Consider the following 16,876-nt stretch of genomic DNA (forward strand, 5'->3'; position numbering starts at 1 on the left):
AAACTCCCTCTGAGCCGACTGCAGCGGCTACGTGTAAGAAATAGTAGATTGCAGTTTATTTCTAAGGTCCTTCAAACTATGGGTCAGGTCGGTTTCCCGACAATCCTCAATATCATGGGAATGCTTCACATAGAACTTGAGCTTGCCGCTTCGCTCAATCGGCTCTGTGCCTAGATACGTTTCAATCATGTCCATATCATGTGAAACCATGAGAAAAGTGATGTGATGATGCTGATGCATATGCTTGATCATATGGAAAAAGCCCTCTTGCGTTTCCGGGTCAATGCCCACCGTAGGCTCATCCAGGATTAACAAATCCGGGTTATTGATTAATGCCCGGGCAAGGAACACCCGTTGTTGCTGCCCTCCGGACAATTGCCCGATTCGTTTGTCGGCCAGATCCTCAATGCTCATGGCATGAAGAGCGTCTTCGCATTTCTGCAATTCCGATTTGGCGATACGGCGAAACAGTGATTTCTTCCCGTAAAGACCGGACATCACTACTTCCCTGACCGTCGCCGGAAATAAAGGGTTTAGTGAATTCTTCTGAGGCACATAACCGATGCGCTCCCATTGCTTAAATTGACTGATCGGTTCACCAAACAAGTGAATTTCCCCTTGCGTCGGCTTAAGAAGACCGACAATCATACGCAGAAGCGTTGTCTTACCGGCGCCGTTCGAGCCGATCAAACCGACAAAGTCCCGCTGTTTAATGGAGAAATTAACATGCTGAAGCACATTCTTATGTTCATAGGCGAAAGAAAGGTCACGCAGGGTTATTACATCCTCGTGACACGCCTCACGCATACCAATGGGTTCTGTCATTCGTCATGCTCCTCTACTGAAACCCGCCATGATTTTAACCGTGGTCGTTCTTTTATTGTAATGCCTTTAATAAATTTTGCAAATTGACTTCCATAATGGAGATATAATCTTCACCCGATTGCTCTTGTTCCTCTGTCAGTCCTTCAACAGGGTTGAGCACAAGGGTGTCCGCATCCGCCTCGCTTGCCAATGTCCGGGCTAACTGGTCAGACACCAGTTCTTCAAAGAAAATATATTTAACTTTATGTTCTTTAACGAACTTTGCAATTTCCAGCAAGTCCTGACCTCTGGGTTCAGCATCCGGAGATAACCCCATAATGGACACTTGACGCAGTCCGTAATCCCGGCACAAATAACCGAAAGCATGATGGGAAACGACAATATCTTTCTTCACCGTTGCAGCAAGCTTAGTCTTAAATTGCTCATGCAGCGAGGTTAGCTTCTCTTTGTAAGACGCCCAATTCTCCTCATACTCTCCTTGATGGGCTGGATCAGCTTTCACCAAAGCATTCTTGATATTCTCACCCATAATTAATGCTGAAGCGGGGCTGCTCCATGTATGGGGATCCGTGGATAGATCATGCTCGTGTTCACTGTTATGGTTTACGTTTCCGGCAGAATCCGAGTGTGTGTTCCCTTCTTCTGCATGTTCATCCGCGTGTTCCTCTTCCTCTGCGGAAATTAACGAGATGCCTTTGCTTGCCTCTACTGTAATCAGCTTGGAGTCTTTCGGCATCGTACTTAAGAAATCGTCCACCCAGCCTTCAAAGCCCGCACCGTTATAGAGAAACAGCTGCCCTTCGGCAATGTTCTCCATATCACGACTCTTCGGACTCCAATCATGCGGTTCAACGCCGGAAGGCACAAGATTGGATACATAGACCCGCTCCCCACCTATATTACGGGCGAAATCGGCCAATGGAAAGAATGACGTGATGATCCGAACTTTTCCTTCCGCGGCTTGGCGCTCCTTCTCCGCGCCGGAAGTACCGCACGCCGAAAGCACAACGATGAAAAGCACAGCAGCAATCAACATATAAACAGGACGTGAACGCATAGGATTCAGAGTAAGCTTAAACATAACAACACCTCATTATTTGTGGTAGACCCCTGTGTATATGTGTAAATCGTAAGTATTTTTATTTACAAGGTCAGGATTGATTATACAAATGAGCCTCTGCCCTGTCAAGACTTATTCGTAATTGTTCTTAATAAGACGATGTAACAAGACCATAAAAATGCTTCGCCAAGGATTATTACTCTCCCCGGCGAAGCATGATTCGTTCTGTTATTTCACAATAGCTCCGTTTGGCATGTCATCCGGTACGGTTGCCAGCGTTAGCTTATCACCGTGCGAAGCCGCCAGGATCATCCCTTGCGACATCTCCCCGCGGAGCTTTACCGGTTTCAGGTTCGTCACGCAGATGACCTTCTTCCCGACCATCTCCTCGGGCGAATAGAACTTCGCGATGCCTGAAACCACTTGCCGCTGCTCGTAGCCCAGATCCAGCTGCAGTTTCAGCAGCTTATCCGCCTTCGCCACCGGCTCGGCAGCAAGAACCTGCGCCACGCGCAGCTCCACCTTCGCGAAATCGTCTATGTTGATTTCCGCGGCCGCTTCCGGCTGCGCGACTGCGCTTGCCTGCGGGGCTGTGCCCCCCGCAGGCGCCTCGTCCCCGGCCGCGGCAGCCGGAACCGTTCCGCCGCCCATCGCTTCCGCGATGTAGGCGACTTCCGGCCCCGCCTCCAGCCGGGGAAAGAGCGGCTCGCCCTTGGCCACGCGGGTGCCCGCTGCCAAGGCGCCGAAGCGGTGCACGCTGTCCCACTCGGTCAGCGTGCCTTCCGCTACGCCAAGCTGCGCCCAGATCTGGCGCGGCGTGCGGGTTAAGAAAGGCTGCAGCATCACGGATACGATGCGCAGACTTTCCGCGAGGTGGTACATGACCGAGCCCAGCACCTCGCGCTTGCTCTCATCCTTGGCCAGTGTCCAAGGCTGCGTTTCGTCAATATACTTGTTGGTGCGGCTCACAAGTGTCCAGATGGCGCTTAGCGCGACGGAGAACTCCATGTTCTCCAGCGCCTCTTCCGCTTTGGAAACCGCGGCGTCAGCGGTTTCGACTAAAGCGGCATCAAACGGGGTCGCGTCCGGAACATGTGCCGGTACTTCACCGCCAAAGTACTTGTCGATCATCGCTACCGTGCGATTCAACAGATTGCCCAGATCATTCGCCAAATCCGAATTGATCCGGTCAATGAAGCTTTCGGGAGTGAAGGTGCCGTCCGAACCGAACGGAACTTCACGCAGCAGGTAATAGCGAAGCGCATCCAGACCGTAACGCTCGATCAGTGTAACCGGGTCAACGACATTTCCTTTGGACTTTGACATTTTGCCGTCCTTCATTAGAAGCCAACCATGACCGAATACTTTCTTTGGCAACGGCAAGTCAAGCGCCATCAGCATAATCGGCCAGTAAATCGTATGAAAACGTACGATTTCTTTGCCTACCAGATGAACAGCGGCCGGCCAATACTTGTTATACTTCTCCGGATTTTCCGTGTCATAACCGAGAGCGGTAATATAGTTTGACAGCGCGTCAATCCAAACATAGATGACATGCTTGGGATCGCCCGGCACTTTGACTCCCCACTCGAACGTTGTCCGGGAAACAGCCAAATCCTCCAATCCCGGCTTAATGAAGTTGTTAATCATCTCGTTTTTGCGGGATTCCGGCTGAATAAAATCAGGATGCTCTTCATAGTACTGCAGAAGTCTGTCGGCGTACTTACTCATCCGGAAGAAATAACTTTCTTCCTTCACCAGCTCAACGGGACGTCCGCAATCCGGACAGTTTCCGTTCACTAGCTGCCTCTCTAGGAAAAAGGACTCACAAGGCGTGCAATACCAGCCTTCATAGTCTCCCTTATAGATGTCCCCCTGCTCCAGCAGCTTGGCGAATATGCGCGCCACAACTTCCTTGTGGCGGTCTTCGGTTGTACGTATAAAGTCATCATATTGGATTTCGAGTTTATCCCACAACTGCCTGATGCCCGAAACGATGCCGTCCACAAATTGCTGAGGCGTTTGGTTCTTGCTTTCAGCGGCGCGTTCAATCTTTTGTCCATGCTCATCCGTACCTGTTAAATACCAGACGTCATATCCTCTTAAACGCTTGTAACGAGCCATAGCATCCCCTGCAACGGTTGTGTAAGCATGACCGATATGCAGTTTATCGCTTGGATAATAAATGGGGGTTGTAATATAAAATGTTTTTTGGTTCTCTGACATCATCATTCCTCCTCAAAATATGTAAACAAAACGTCGTAAATCCTGTAACAACAACAAAAAAAGCCCTTCCCCCCACAAACCATGGGGCGAGAGCTGTCTCACGCGGTACCACCCAAATTTCCCCTGCAGCCAGTTCTGACAACCGGGGCTCTATAGGCTTCGTTCCCGAAGCCGTTCCGCTAACGCCGGAATTCGCGCCGATGCTTGCCTATCGTTCAGGCTCACACTCGGTTCCTCCAGGACCATGTTCCAAAGGTGTTCCATACCGGTTTTCAGCTCCCCCGGCTCTCTGCAATGGACGAAACTTTGTACTTATCCGTTCACAGGAACATTCTATACATAATAGTATAACCATCTATGCAAAATATAACGTTTCGGTATGCAACATGTCAAGTTTTAACCGCGATTGCGGGATAATGATTTTCGTTTGGATCCCGAGGATCCGGCTTTACTCGATTTACTTCGCTTGCCGACAAGCCGATGCACCTTCTTCTTGTTCGCTGTTTTAGTCCCTTTTCTACCTTTTCTGCGCGGATTAACTACTACGGAAGGCGGCTGATGTCCAGGGCTCTCCTGAGGGGCTTCAATTTCTTCGGCTACGTCCGCCACTCCTTGAACATTCTCCGCCTGCATAACGGTTGACTCCTCAGTCCAATCTGCCCCAGGCTCCGTTGTTTGCTCATCCACAATTTCTTCCGTTACCGGTTGAGTACAGTCTATTGTATGTGAAGTTAGCTCCTCAAGTTCAAACCCGTCAAAAGATAATGTTCGTTCTCTCGCGGAAAGCTCGGTCCACTCCTCTTCGGAAACGTCTTGCTTTACTACTGCGAAACAATATAGAATTTCATCCACTACATTCATCTGGGTTTCCCTCAGCAGTTGCCGTTCTTCCTCGTCCAGCAAGGACGACCGATACTCGGGAAAGTAGGAATATTCCATACTCAGCAGCCTTAAGTCCATACCCGGTCCCTGAGTACCGTCCGGATCAAACAAAGGCAATCTCCCTTCGGGCGGAATGGGCTGGGGATCATCTTCATCCATAACAAATTCGGACGGGGTAACTTCCGGTTGCGATCCGGCTCTGTAAGTATCCACACCTGTAAAGAAACGAGGGGTATGTTCGTTAAAGAGGTATCGGTTGTATGGATTGCCTATATGACATTGCGAGTGAGCATACGGCGCAATAATGTATACGATGGCTTTATGGCGACATACCCGATAAATCTCCCGCATGACATACATTAAGTTGTCGACAAATTGCAGGGAATGAGACGCTACAAGTACATCAACCGAATTTTTCTCCAGAGGCAAACCTTTATCCAAATCACAAACGACATCCACACCGGCAACAGCGAACCGGTCAATCCCCACAAATCCTTTTTGCTTATGAAAACCACAGCCTAGTTGAACCTGCATTCCGTTCACCCGTTTCCGTCGATATTTCCACTAATGCAACTCCTGTCTTCTGTCCGGATCCATAGTATAGATTATGGTGTGTATGCGGTGTTGGTATGGGTATCTAATCAAAATGGGTCAATCCCCTTGCCCTGTCCGCATAAGCCTTTCCATAACAAATAAACAACCCCCGCGGACAGAATGGTGGATATTCTCCACTCTGTCCGCGGGGGTTGCATACTGTTATGATAAGTCCGTTATTCGTTTCGGCGGGACCGGATCCAGACCGCCCGGATGAAACGGATGGCATTTACAGATCCTTCTGGCAGCAAGCCATGATCCTTTAGCCGCCCCATGAATTTCAATGGCCTCTAAAGCATAAGCCGAACAAGTCGGGTAAAACCGGCAAGTAGGAGGCTTAAGCGGTGAAATCCATCTGCGGTAGGCTTGAATCGGCAACTTCAGCGTTCGTGATATCCCCTTCATACGGCTTGCTTCACTTCTCCTGTTTACAATCGTTACAATATCCGAATACTTCAAACTTGTGACGCACCACTTGAAAGTCATCAGGAACCTGACAACCCATATCCATGGGACAGAATACGAGCGGATACGTTTTCTCGCACTGCAGACAAATCAAGTGGTGATGATGATGCGCTTCCTGACAATGCACCTTGAATTTAATCCCGTCTTCAAATACAAATTGCTCTAATACGCCCAGTTCATGCAATACTCTTAAATTTCGATAAACGGTATCAAAGCTTAGACCGGAATACGTATTTCCCATGGCGTCATATACATCCTTAGCCGTTAAATATCCGTCAGCTTCCGCGAACAGCCGGGCAAGTGTCTTTCTCTGATCTGTAATGCGCAAGCCTTGTCCGGCCATGACCTTGACGATTTCTTCCGTATTCAAGCTGCAACCCTCCAGCTGACTCCTGTGATCTTATTATAATGCATGAATTCAGAACCCTCGTCAAACCAACCCCGTCCATTCCTATTTAAAATAGTTTATTCCATGCTTTTGGAGCTGCGCTTTCTTTTGACTACAATAATCATAGCCATAATCAGCGGTATTCCGTACTGCATCGGCACATGCATATAAAGCGGAACCTTCTTCAAACCCGTTTCAATATGCTCGACGTAGCTGCCGCTCATCACGAAAGATAGCCATAGTAATCCTGCCCCGAATATAAACGCGATGATTTGTCTATGTTGTGGCTGATTCAACTTCATGAGGGTCGTAAACCCTTGGACGGAAGCATAAAAGAACACCGTAACTTTATAAAACACACCGAGAATAAGAATGGAAATTGCGAATGCATCCATTCTTTGAATGAAGCTGCCGATACTAATTCGTCCGATAACCGTTAATAAGGGGAAATGCTCCAAGCTTGCACGTTTGGCTCCGAGAACCGCAATATCCGTCCAGATGACCACAGTCAATATGGCCCCGCTGGCCAGCACAGCTTTCACCATCACGGTTCTGATTCCTGATTTGGTTGACGTTCGGACGTTAGGAAAAATCATCAGGAAGGCGATTAACTCACCGAATGGGAACGTGGAGGTAAGCGGATAAGCCGTGGATAAAACGGGCTTCCATCCTTCGCCCAACACGGGTAGAGTATTTTCCGGCCTTATAATATCCGAGAATGAAATCAACAGAGCCAGAAAAATGCCAATGAGCACCATAATCTCCATAACCATTTCCCCGCTTCTCGCGAACGATTCAATCCCTTTCAGGTAGGCGTAAAGCACGACGAAGCCCATCACTATTGCCACAGGGATCGGCGACGTAAGATTTAAGGAAGAACTAATTAACAAAGCCCCGAAATCTCGCAACACCCGTCCCGCGATATACAGAAAATAAATAATATACCCCAGGGCTATTGCCGTACCGATCCAGGGACCGAACACGTTTACAATATGATCTGTCCATTCCTTCCCCGACGAACGCTCATGCAAGTAAGCATACAGATGTACGGCTGCAAGTCCGGAGAACATGCCCAGCAATATTGCGATCCATGCATCCTGCCCGGCATCCATACCTAAACCAACAACTATGGCGCTGCCCAATTCAAACAGAACCACCATACAGAAAAGTTGTCTCACGCTTATCTGATTACTCATCATTCTCTCAAGCCCCTGTTCAACTGGCCTCTAATCGTTGTTAAGAGCAACAAGAATAACGGAATAATAAATCCCATGAATACAACTGTACCCGGTATGATACGCGTGGTCACATGTCCCGTAAATGCGCTATTGGGCGAGACATAATAAGCTAAAGGTACTAGTACTAAAGCCAGCGGCCAAGTTAAAGGTTTCCAGTCTTTCGTACCTGATAATCGCGAGATCATGACTAGGGCTACATACATACATATCGTTATTTTGTAAAATATTGTAACAAACCAGATGCCGGCCATCATTATTTCCAACCTCCCAAAAAAACCGCCTGCTTCAATCGACTGCGCTAACCTGTACGTGGGAAATGTATTTACCGAGGTCAGCATCGCCCCGTTACACATAATGCACAACAGAGTCAGCACTGTAATGCAGCTCCCACCAATCCAGACCGCGTGAAACATCGCTTTCCGAATTGTGCGATATTGGTTGGAAACATGAGGAGCTATAACAAGAAACAGAACCATTTCCCAGTAAGGAAAAGTCATGAACATGAGACTTGCTTTCGCAATTCCAAACAAACCAAACCCCATATAAGGTTTAATGAGATCAATCTCGGAATCTTGAAGCAGGAATACGGTAAAAAAAATCAAGATGAGGCAAATCAGCGGAAAGAAGATTTCCGTTGAACGCCCCAACGCTTCCAATCCCACCCTAACCGCATATGTGCCCAGCACAGTCATCACGATTAGAATTGTGACTAAAGGTGTTGCTGTTTCAATTTGCGTCGTGATGAAGGTTCCCATATCATTAATGTTCAGTGTAGCAAGGATGAGCGCAAATGCGATATATAGTAAATTAAGCATGCCTCCTGCCCATGTACCAAGTGTAACGTTTAGATACTGTTCGAATGACAATCCATTCATACAGCGGTAAATAGCCACATACAGCAAGATGCTAAACATCGCTCCCACGGTCCCGACGATTCCCGAAATCCATCCCGCTTCCCCGGCGTATCTCGTTAATAAGCTAGGTAAGTAGAGGATGCTGCTGCCGATGATAAACAGACAAATCAATAACATGTACTGCCTTGCACTGATAACGCGCAACAGATTCACCTTCCCTTACATGCTGATGGGAGACTTCAGAACGGAAGCCAGAATTGAATTGGAGATATTATCCATTCGACCCAAAGAAGCGGACTCGGCAACTCTATATGCATTGCCAATGCGCCAGACAATGACCCGCCCGCAATCAAAAATATTGCGAATACTCCAATCTCCTTGCCTTCGCGGCGAGAAATCAAACCAGGATATTCCTTCCAACCAATGAAAATCACTGCGGCGATTACGAGCATTATTCGCATTTTGTTACTCTCCTTCTACGATTATTCTGCGATTTAGTGTCCCTGTACGACGAATTGCGTAATCTATTTTATACTCTACTTTTATATCAGCGAATCGTTCAGGCCAGTCCTTCTCCATGGCTTTCCATTCTTGCGGGTATCTTCTATGAACAGCCTCGCCAAAGCCGTAAATATCAGCTTTGTATTTTTGAGCTTTTTTAATCGATGCGCCCATAATGTCAATTAATGTCTTCTTCGCGGACGTTTCCAATTCATCGATTACTTTAGGATCGGAGATGTCCACTTTGCACATCACCTCGCCTATATTAGCTTCCACTCTGGATTTAATCAGAATAAGAGGTTCTTTTCTCCGCATCTCCGCCTTGAACTTCGTATTCACATGAATGAGTTCCAGATTGAGCAACCCGCCATCCGGACAGGGAATATGCCCTACCGTATTTTCAACGTTATTGGTGATATAGTTATAGCCTTTACTTTCTTTCTCATTAAACCAGGTGATTAGACGATCCTTTTTGAAAAGGGCAAGATTCCCTATTTCAAGCCGAGTTGGAGGATCGATGCTGGAAATATTACCTGGTTGCTTCCCCTCTTCCATGTTGCCGTTTATTATGATCCCGGTTAGAACAGGGGATTTGCTCTTGCTCATAATCGAGGTTAACAGCTCGTCCAAATAAATCCCGATAGACGGAGCAAATGCCTTTTCGGCCGTAGTCAATGTGCTGAATATTTTCTCGGCAGGTATGACTTCCAAAGGGGTAAAGACGCTGAGTACGTCCTGTGCTGTGGCATCCTTCGCTACGGTAACGTAGAAATCGTTACGCACTTCATAATCCCTTGCCAGCAAATCCAGAACCGGTGCAACTCCTTGTCGAGCCAGTTTCTCGCCGATAATCAGAATACGCAGATGGGCTACATAAATTTTACGGGGAGATTGCTTCGTAATTTTCCGGACCGCTTCATAGACGGTTGAAGCTTTGGAAACATATGTAACTACGGCTGAACCGCTCCCAGAGCCGGATCTGTTCGCAATAGAGGAAGGATTCACAACTTGCGCGCTCACCACGTAATTTCCTTCGTCATCCACATCCAGACCCAAACCGACAGTTATGGCTAATTCATTCAACTCCCTGCGGTTCCAACATCCGGTTAGCAGTCCGGTCAGGAGAAGGACAGATAGAACAATCCAGGCTGCACGTCTGAACTGGTTTAAGGAGATTTGCTGAGACAATCATTTTCCTCCTCCACTTGTGGACCCTATTCTTTATTCGATGCGGGTTTGTATCTCTTCACATAATCCGGAACTTTCTTCTTCATCCAGGATGGAAAGCGAAATATGGCGTCGCTTTGGTCATCCACATCCCACGGTGCGAATGGAGATAAATAAGGAACACCAAATGACTTTAAAGAACACAGATGCAGGATTAACACAATCAAACCCACCGTTATCCCGAACAAACCGAACGTAGCTGCGCAGATCATAAAAATAAATCTAAGCATACGTATGGAAATGCTCATATTGAAGGAAGGGAATACAAAGCTTGTAATCGCTGTTACGGACACCACAATAACCATAGCAGCGGAAACAATACCTGCCTCTACCGCGGCTTGCCCGATGACCAAAGCTCCGACAATCGATACGGCTTGACCGACCGCGCGAGGTAGTCTTACGCCGGCTTCCCGCAGAACTTCAAAGGTAAATTCCATAATAACCGCCTCAATAAAAGCGGGAAACGGAGTGCCTTCACGCTGGGCAGCCAGGGAAATCAGTAACGGCGTCGGCAACATCTCCTGATGAAAAGTGGATATTGCAATATATAAAGCCGGAGCCAACAGTGAAATAACCAGAGCTATATATCTCAATATTCGCAAAAAGAAGGCGATATCCGCACGTTGATAATAATCCTCCGCCACCTGGAAAAAGTGAACGAATAATGCGGGCACCAGCAGGACAAAGGGTGTTCCGTTTACAAGAATGGCTACCCTGCCTTCCATAATCGCGGCGGCTATCGTATCCGGACGTTCCGTGTTGTAAACTGTCGGAAACGGGGTCAGGAATTTGTCCTGAATATATTCTTCGATATTCCCGCTCTCGAGTATGCTGGTTGTGCGAATTTTCTCCAACCGATGGAAAAGCTCCTGTACGACCTCAGGGACAGCAACGCCCTCCATATACATCACGACTACGTCTGTTTTACTCATTTCTCCGATGATCATTTGTGTACACCGCAATCGTTTATCACGGATCCTCTTGCGGATTAACATCATATTCGTCCGCAGATCCTCCGTAAAGCCTTCTCTCGGTCCTCGAATAACTGTGGAAGAGGAAGCTTCCTCAATTGATCTTTTCTCCAGTCCTGCGGAATGAATGGAAAGTGCTTTGGAAATACCATCAGCAATCAGCATTGTATTTCCGGAAAGGAGCTCAAGATACAACGGTTCCCAGGTGTCGACCTCCTTTAAATCCCCTACAGCAATCACTTGATCTTTAATCCAACGAAAATCCTTCGATGTTTCTGTTCGCCTGTCTTCTAACTTATCCTTCCATTGGAGCAACGGCTTTACAATGGAATCATTAATGGTATGGGGGTCTGACAAACTGTCCATATACACCAAATAAGCTTTATTCGTGAATGGTCCAAGTGGAATCGGTTTGAATACTAGATCCGCATCCTTGCCAAACGTTTGTTGAATTTGTTTCTTATTGATGTCGATTGAGCTGTCTATATATTTATTTTCCGCATCAAGCGAAGGGTTTGGGCGAGGTTTTGCCTTATGATCAGCACGTTTCTTTCCCGAACGAAACCATCTTGTAAAACCGTTCATAACATCCCTCCTTTCCCGGTAGCTTAACCAACTTCTGCCATGTCAATTCTTTGAGAATCAAACAGGAGATCAAGAGGGATTCCCTTCCGGGCTAGGTCTAAAACGGGTATAATCCGAAGCCATTTAGCGCATACCTACAGTAAAGGAAGTTTCTTCCCATTCATATTTATCACCGCGATCACATAAACACGTTCTACATCATCTCTTTCGGTACGCAGGCGAAGATGCACTGTTTCCTTGTTAATGCTGTAGACGCAATTTTTCTTAAAAAAGTTCAAACTATACCCTCTCCTGTTTCAAAGCAAATGTTGTCGTGTAAGAATAGGCATGCAAGTCAACATCCAAATTCGAAACATTAAAGGAGTGATGAACCATGTGGAGTTTATTAATCAGTATCATTATGGCAATTGTCATCGGACTAATCGGAGACGCACTGGTAAAGAACGATATGCCGGGCGGTATCATCGGCTCGATGATCGCAGGGTTTGTAGGCGCTTGGTTAGGTAACCTGTTGCTAGGTTCTTGGGGCCCGGATATCGGCGGTTTCGCAATCGTCCCAGCCATCATCGGTGCAGCCTTATTCGTCTTCTTGCTAGGCCTGATCTTCAGAATGGTACGTAAAACGGCTTAATCTATTCAATTTAATGCTAGCTTCAGAAACATAATAAATGATATTTTAAAGGAGAGATTTATAATGAGTACAACAAAAACAAGTAACGGTATGATGTCTGGTGTCATTGTCGGAGGTTTAATCGGTGCCGCGGCTGCATTACTGTTCGCCCCTAAGAAAGGTACTGAACTTCGTCAAGATCTTATGAACTCTTGTTCTACGCTGAATGATAAAACTACAGAATTGGCTTCCAATCTAAGTGTGAAAGCCAAAGACATTGCAACTAACGTTTCCGCTTCGGCCGGAACGGTTGCAGGTACAGCTACAGATGCGCTGACGAAAGCTAAAGAATTAGGACAAGGCGCTTTGGAAGAATACAAAACTTGGCGTACAGAGCAACAAAGCGCCGGTATTGATTCCGCTCCTGAAACTGACACTGCTCCGAAGTCAACTCCTGCTTCCGTTAACACGAACAATACGACGGTTTAACCCCAAATGACTTTAGAGAATAGCCAGACGTTCTATCTTTATAGACACTGGCTATTCTTTCTTTTATAAACCAACCGGAGGTGATTTTGATGTCTATGCGACAACCTAATGCGTACTCAACGAAATCCAAAGAACGAGCGGAATTTCCTCATCATGAAGGTCCTGGTGCGCGTTCAGAGGAACATAAAGATGTGAAGAAGTTGGACAGTAGATTGGAAACCTTGAACCGTTTTCTTGAGCAAGCTGAATTTAAGGATATCCTGGAGAACTACGGAAATACCCGTAAACGCTTGTTTAGCAATTTTACCGCGGGGATCGCTCGTGGTCTGGGAATGACGTTGGGTACAGCGCTCATTATCGCATTAGCGGGTTGGTTATTAAGCATGTTCATTGACATGCCCATTATTGGCCAGTACATTGCGGATCTCCAAAGTTACATTGATGCGTACAAATAAATTCATCACATTATGAATGCGAGGGAAACCCTATGCAACGATCTCTGTTTGCCAATTCATCCGACAAGCACGTTTATCCGTTTTCTTTCATGCATTCTGTCTTTACACAGCTCGGATTTTATTCCTCTGAAGGAAACGGGGATGCTGGATATCGATTCACTTTAAAAGACGACATCCATCTTGTTATCCCCTTCCACAGTGCAGATCAAGAGGCTGCTACTGTGGATTGGGGCAATGCTTACATCACAGACAATCCCAACGATGAAGTGGCTTATAACGACGCCATCATCCGTTGGGAGGAAACTAAGGAAGCCTTTGCCAGAAAAAGCGAGGACTACGAAAAGATGAAGCTTGCCGATAACAGTTCATTGGCTCAGAATGAAAGTGAGCTTGTGCAACTGGGCAAAGATATGGATAGTATGAAAACCAATGAGCAGTTAAGAGCGCGCGGCGTTATCTCCGATCCGATACAATCCTAATCGCATAGCTCTCTGCCTAATAATGAAAAAACAGCACCTTGGAGGTGCTGTTTTTTTTGTATGTTCGAGACTGATTAATGGTCAACCCTTCTCTTGCAGCTCCGGCCGCGAGCGTAGCACAAACAATCGAATTGCATGTTGTACGATCAACTTCCCTACAGCGTAAACCGGCACGGCCAATAACATGCCCAGAAAGCCTGCAAGGCTCGCCGAAATCAATAACAACAGGATAATGGTTAGAGGATGGATATCCAGCTTTCTGCCCATAATATGAGGCGATAAGAAGTTACCGTCTATTTGTTGGGCGATGGTAACAACAATGATTACTTTAAGGACCATCGTGGGAGAATGGATGAAAGCCACGATGATGCTCGGAATAACACCTATAAGCTGGCCGATGGAGGGTATTACATTCGTCACCATGGCCAGTATAGCTAATAAGAGGGAATATTCCATACCGATGATGGAATAACCAATAAATATGACGACGCCAAGTACCAAGCTTACTAAAAATTGTCCCTGAATATAGGAGCTCAGCGCGTCATCCATATCCGCAAGGATTTTACGTCCCTCTATTTCATGGCGTTGAGGCAGCCATTTTAATAGTATTCTCGGTACCTTCTCCCCATCCTTCAGCATATAGAAAAGAATGAAAGGGATCGTAGAAAGGATCACGATAGCGCTTGTTGTAGCTGCCATAAATGTTAACAAACGATCCCCCATGGTGGACATGGATTGATTCAGGTAGGTTGCGACTCGATCCGTCAAATCCGCATTCCCTCCGCCCCCAAATAATCCTTTGGCCCAAGGTTTCTGCTGAAGTTCGGTCAACTGCCCTCTAAAGTTTTCTACAAGCTCCGGCAGATTCGTGACCAGCATTTCTACCTGCCGTTGTACGATAGGTCCTATCAGCAACACTACGGCCGTTATAAGGCATGTGACCAGCAGATACAGCACGATGATGGAGGCGGACCGGTTAATACGTCTTTTCTCCAGCAATAACACCAGCGGCCTTAGTATGTAATAGAAAACACCGGAAATTAGGAAGGGAAAGAATAAGGCGCGCACAATTGTAAAGATCGGTTGAAACAGATAATCCACTTTCGTCGCCAAATACGCGATTAACAAAAAAATAATGATTCCATATCCGATACGAAAATACTTGCCCTGGGGCATATGACACCTCTTTCTATATCCAGAAACAACATGAGAAAACCTCTATCGGGGCCACTCGGATGAGCGACCTCGCCTAGAGGCGGATTTACTTTAATGAAATGCGGGCTGTTAACCCGCGTAAGCGGACGCGTATGCTAGTTTAACCTGCCAAGATTGTGGACCATTCATCTTCAGAGAATTTCTTCTCAATGACCCAATTCGCGGCATAGCTTTCTTTGTCAGGTTTAGTGAACGAATTATTCTGCAAATAGTATCCTTTTTCCTTGGCAATCGTGTACATGTGGCAAAAGTATTGTGCGGCAGATACGGCGTCATCTTCGTCAAGAAACGTTTCCAATGCGCTTCCGAACCCCAACGGATTAAGCAAGGACTGAATGCTCAACTCATATGCCTCATTTTTGTGCACCACCAATATTTCACTATCGAAACATTTGACACGATGTTTAATCTTTTGCATAGATTTCACCACCTAAGGAATTTTTGTGTTTATGGGGTTAGTTATCATTACCCTTGACAATCGGTGGTGAAACCGCTTTATCTTGTCCTATGGCATTTTATTTTAGTAACTGTCCAACTCGGACAAGATTCGTTTCAGCTTCTCCATCGCGCGTCTCTGAATTCGGGAAACACTCATTTGAGACATCCCCATCTCCTGCGCTATCATACGTTGCGAGTAACCGTTATGATAAGCCAGCGTCAGAATTTGCCTCTCTTCTTCCTTCAGTCTCTCAAACGCCTGTTGAAGGTCTAAACGATTCTCAATGAACGCATAGTCGTCAATATCCGACGAAATCATATCTCCGATGGTTGAAGCAGCTTCCTCCATGGAGAGGGGCGTATCCAAAGATACATACTGATAACACTCGCGACCCGCTAACACTTCTACCGTCTCCTCAACCGAAAGCTGCAAATGCGCCGCAATTTCCGCAATATCCGGAGAACGCTCCAGTTTCATGGTCAGCTCGTCTATCGCTTGCTGTAATAAGACACCCTTTTCCTTAATACGCCTGGGCACCTGAATATACCATGAGCTGTCTCGCAAGTAATTCTTCATGCGTCCAATCAAGCTCTTCATAGCATAAGGTTCAAAGGGGATGCCCAGCGTCGTATCGTATTGTGTGAACAGCTTCAGCAAAGCGATCTGGCCGATTTGATACAGGTCTTCGTACAAGTCGTTACGATTTCTGGACATCTTGATGGCAGCCAGCTTCACCATAGATTCATAATGCTGCAAGAGGCGGGTAGCAACATCCTGGCAATGGTTCTGTTGGTACAGAATAATATCGTCTATCGAACTTGAGCCTGGCAATGGACCGGTTTGAGATTTCATAGCCAACCGCTCCTGTGAATCTGTTTCGTTAATATAACCTCGGTTCCGCCATCATTGGTGATTCTGACTTTATCCATTAACGTACTTAGCATGAGTTGACGTAATTCCGGCGGCACCTGATCAAACTTCTTTAATGAAGAAGGATCCTTGCTTAACGGCGGTACCGATCGCTGATAATAGTAGCCGGAAACTTCATCTTTAACGATGATGGTCAACGTCTCGTGATCTACAATGAAGGAGAGTTGAAGCAGATAAGAGTTACTCTCGTGACTGCTAAAGAATAAAGCCCCTTCGCAAGCTTCCGTAACCGCGATCTTCATATCTTCAATATCTTCGAAGCAGAATCCCATTTTACTTGCGACACTGTACAACGTTGCCCGGACCACTTCGAAGTATTCCAGTTTGGCAGGTATATGTAGAACTATGGATTCCTGACTTTGACTTGTATTCATTGTCCATCCCGTCCTTTTCCTGTAAATTCATTTTCCATTGACGAACATTTAATTTTAGTTGTATTTAAA

The 16,876-nt window shown here is 46.5% G+C and carries 19 protein-coding genes and 1 pseudogene; 4 read left to right on the forward strand and 16 right to left on the reverse strand.

Going from position 1 to position 16,876, the window contains the following annotated elements; all coding sequences use genetic code 11:
- Positions 1-27 precede the first annotated feature (27 nt).
- From SY83_RS19325 to SY83_RS23815, 12 genes and pseudogenes are all read right to left on the reverse strand, one after another.
- Positions 28-702, reverse strand: a pseudogene (locus tag SY83_RS19325) (metal ABC transporter ATP-binding protein); the annotation flags it as partial.
- A 175-nt stretch (positions 703-877) separates the two neighbouring features.
- Entirely contained in the window at positions 878-1,906 is a 1,029-nt protein-coding gene (locus SY83_RS19330) for a metal ABC transporter solute-binding protein, Zn/Mn family (protein ID WP_231891301.1), read from the reverse strand.
- Between the two features lie 207 nt (positions 1,907-2,113).
- Positions 2,114-4,111 (reverse strand): methionine--tRNA ligase, encoded by a 1,998-nt coding sequence (gene metG, locus SY83_RS19335; RefSeq protein WP_068609518.1) that lies wholly within the window; start codon positions 4,109-4,111, stop codon positions 2,114-2,116.
- A 396-nt stretch (positions 4,112-4,507) separates the two neighbouring features.
- On the reverse strand, positions 4,508-5,527 hold the full coding sequence (locus tag SY83_RS19340; RefSeq protein WP_157279891.1) for a class I SAM-dependent methyltransferase: 1,020 nt from the start codon (positions 5,525-5,527) through the stop codon (positions 4,508-4,510).
- A 222-nt stretch (positions 5,528-5,749) separates the two neighbouring features.
- Entirely contained in the window at positions 5,750-5,992 is a 243-nt protein-coding gene (gene yidD, locus SY83_RS22875; RefSeq protein WP_082882629.1) for a membrane protein insertion efficiency factor YidD, read from the reverse strand.
- A gap of 10 nt (positions 5,993-6,002) precedes the next feature.
- Entirely contained in the window at positions 6,003-6,395 is a 393-nt protein-coding gene (locus SY83_RS19345; protein WP_068611221.1) for a Fur family transcriptional regulator, read from the reverse strand.
- 122 nt (positions 6,396-6,517) lie between these two features.
- On the reverse strand, positions 6,518-7,639 hold the full coding sequence (locus tag SY83_RS19350) for a GerAB/ArcD/ProY family transporter (RefSeq protein ID WP_068609526.1): 1,122 nt from the start codon (positions 7,637-7,639) through the stop codon (positions 6,518-6,520).
- A complete protein-coding gene (locus SY83_RS19355; RefSeq protein ID WP_197479900.1) occupies positions 7,636-8,709 on the reverse strand; it encodes a GerAB/ArcD/ProY family transporter in 1,074 nt (357 codons plus the stop codon). The genes SY83_RS19350 and SY83_RS19355 overlap by 4 nt, the downstream gene beginning before the upstream one ends.
- 42 nt (positions 8,710-8,751) lie before the next feature.
- Positions 8,752-8,952, reverse strand: coding sequence for a hypothetical protein (locus tag SY83_RS23380; protein WP_197479901.1), 201 nt, complete (start codon positions 8,950-8,952; stop codon positions 8,752-8,754).
- A gap of 45 nt (positions 8,953-8,997) precedes the next feature.
- Positions 8,998-10,221 (reverse strand): Ger(x)C family spore germination protein, encoded by a 1,224-nt coding sequence (locus tag SY83_RS19365; protein WP_082882630.1) that lies wholly within the window; start codon positions 10,219-10,221, stop codon positions 8,998-9,000.
- 26 nt (positions 10,222-10,247) lie between these two features.
- Positions 10,248-11,816 carry a spore germination protein gene (locus SY83_RS19370; protein ID WP_068609529.1) on the reverse strand — a complete coding sequence of 523 codons (1,569 nt, stop codon included), beginning with the start codon at positions 11,814-11,816 and terminating at the stop codon, positions 10,248-10,250.
- Between the two features lie 134 nt (positions 11,817-11,950).
- A complete protein-coding gene (locus tag SY83_RS23815) occupies positions 11,951-12,046 on the reverse strand; it encodes a hypothetical protein (protein ID WP_407944638.1) in 96 nt (31 codons plus the stop codon).
- A gap of 143 nt (positions 12,047-12,189) precedes the next feature.
- Here SY83_RS23815 and SY83_RS19375 point away from each other — a divergent pair, with 143 nt between their 5' ends.
- The 4 genes from SY83_RS19375 to SY83_RS19390 all read left to right on the forward strand — a co-directional run bounded on the left by SY83_RS19375 (position 12,190) and on the right by SY83_RS19390 (position 13,849).
- A complete protein-coding gene (locus SY83_RS19375; RefSeq protein WP_068609531.1) occupies positions 12,190-12,447 on the forward strand; it encodes a GlsB/YeaQ/YmgE family stress response membrane protein in 258 nt (85 codons plus the stop codon).
- A 63-nt stretch (positions 12,448-12,510) separates the two neighbouring features.
- Positions 12,511-12,915 (forward strand): YtxH domain-containing protein, encoded by a 405-nt coding sequence (locus SY83_RS19380; protein WP_068609538.1) that lies wholly within the window; start codon positions 12,511-12,513, stop codon positions 12,913-12,915.
- An 89-nt stretch (positions 12,916-13,004) separates the two neighbouring features.
- On the forward strand, positions 13,005-13,370 hold the full coding sequence (locus SY83_RS19385) for a DUF5665 domain-containing protein (protein ID WP_231891302.1): 366 nt from the start codon (positions 13,005-13,007) through the stop codon (positions 13,368-13,370).
- 32 nt (positions 13,371-13,402) lie between these two features.
- A complete protein-coding gene (locus SY83_RS19390) occupies positions 13,403-13,849 on the forward strand; it encodes a hypothetical protein (protein WP_068609540.1) in 447 nt (148 codons plus the stop codon).
- An 81-nt stretch (positions 13,850-13,930) separates the two neighbouring features.
- On the opposite strand, the gene SY83_RS19395 is transcribed toward SY83_RS19390, so the two are convergent.
- The 4 genes from SY83_RS19395 to SY83_RS19410 all read right to left on the reverse strand — a co-directional run bounded on the left by SY83_RS19395 (position 13,931) and on the right by SY83_RS19410 (position 16,807).
- Complete coding sequence (locus tag SY83_RS19395; protein ID WP_068609541.1) at positions 13,931-15,025, reverse strand: AI-2E family transporter; 1,095 nt, start codon at positions 15,023-15,025, stop codon at positions 13,931-13,933.
- Positions 15,026-15,164: 139 nt separating this feature from the next.
- A complete protein-coding gene (locus SY83_RS19400) occupies positions 15,165-15,482 on the reverse strand; it encodes a hypothetical protein (protein WP_068609542.1) in 318 nt (105 codons plus the stop codon).
- Between the two features lie 102 nt (positions 15,483-15,584).
- The gene (locus SY83_RS19405; protein WP_068609543.1) at positions 15,585-16,355 is read right to left on the reverse strand and encodes a sigma-70 family RNA polymerase sigma factor; all 771 of its coding nucleotides are present in this window, start codon (positions 16,353-16,355) and stop codon (positions 15,585-15,587) included.
- On the reverse strand, positions 16,352-16,807 hold the full coding sequence (locus tag SY83_RS19410; RefSeq protein WP_068609544.1) for an ATP-binding protein: 456 nt from the start codon (positions 16,805-16,807) through the stop codon (positions 16,352-16,354). The genes SY83_RS19405 and SY83_RS19410 overlap by 4 nt, the downstream gene beginning before the upstream one ends.
- Positions 16,808-16,876: the final 69 nt, after the last annotated feature.

The sequence above is a fragment of the Paenibacillus swuensis genome, assembly GCF_001644605.1.
Taxonomy (GTDB): Bacteria; Bacillota; Bacilli; order Paenibacillales; family DY6; genus Paenibacillus_N; species Paenibacillus_N swuensis.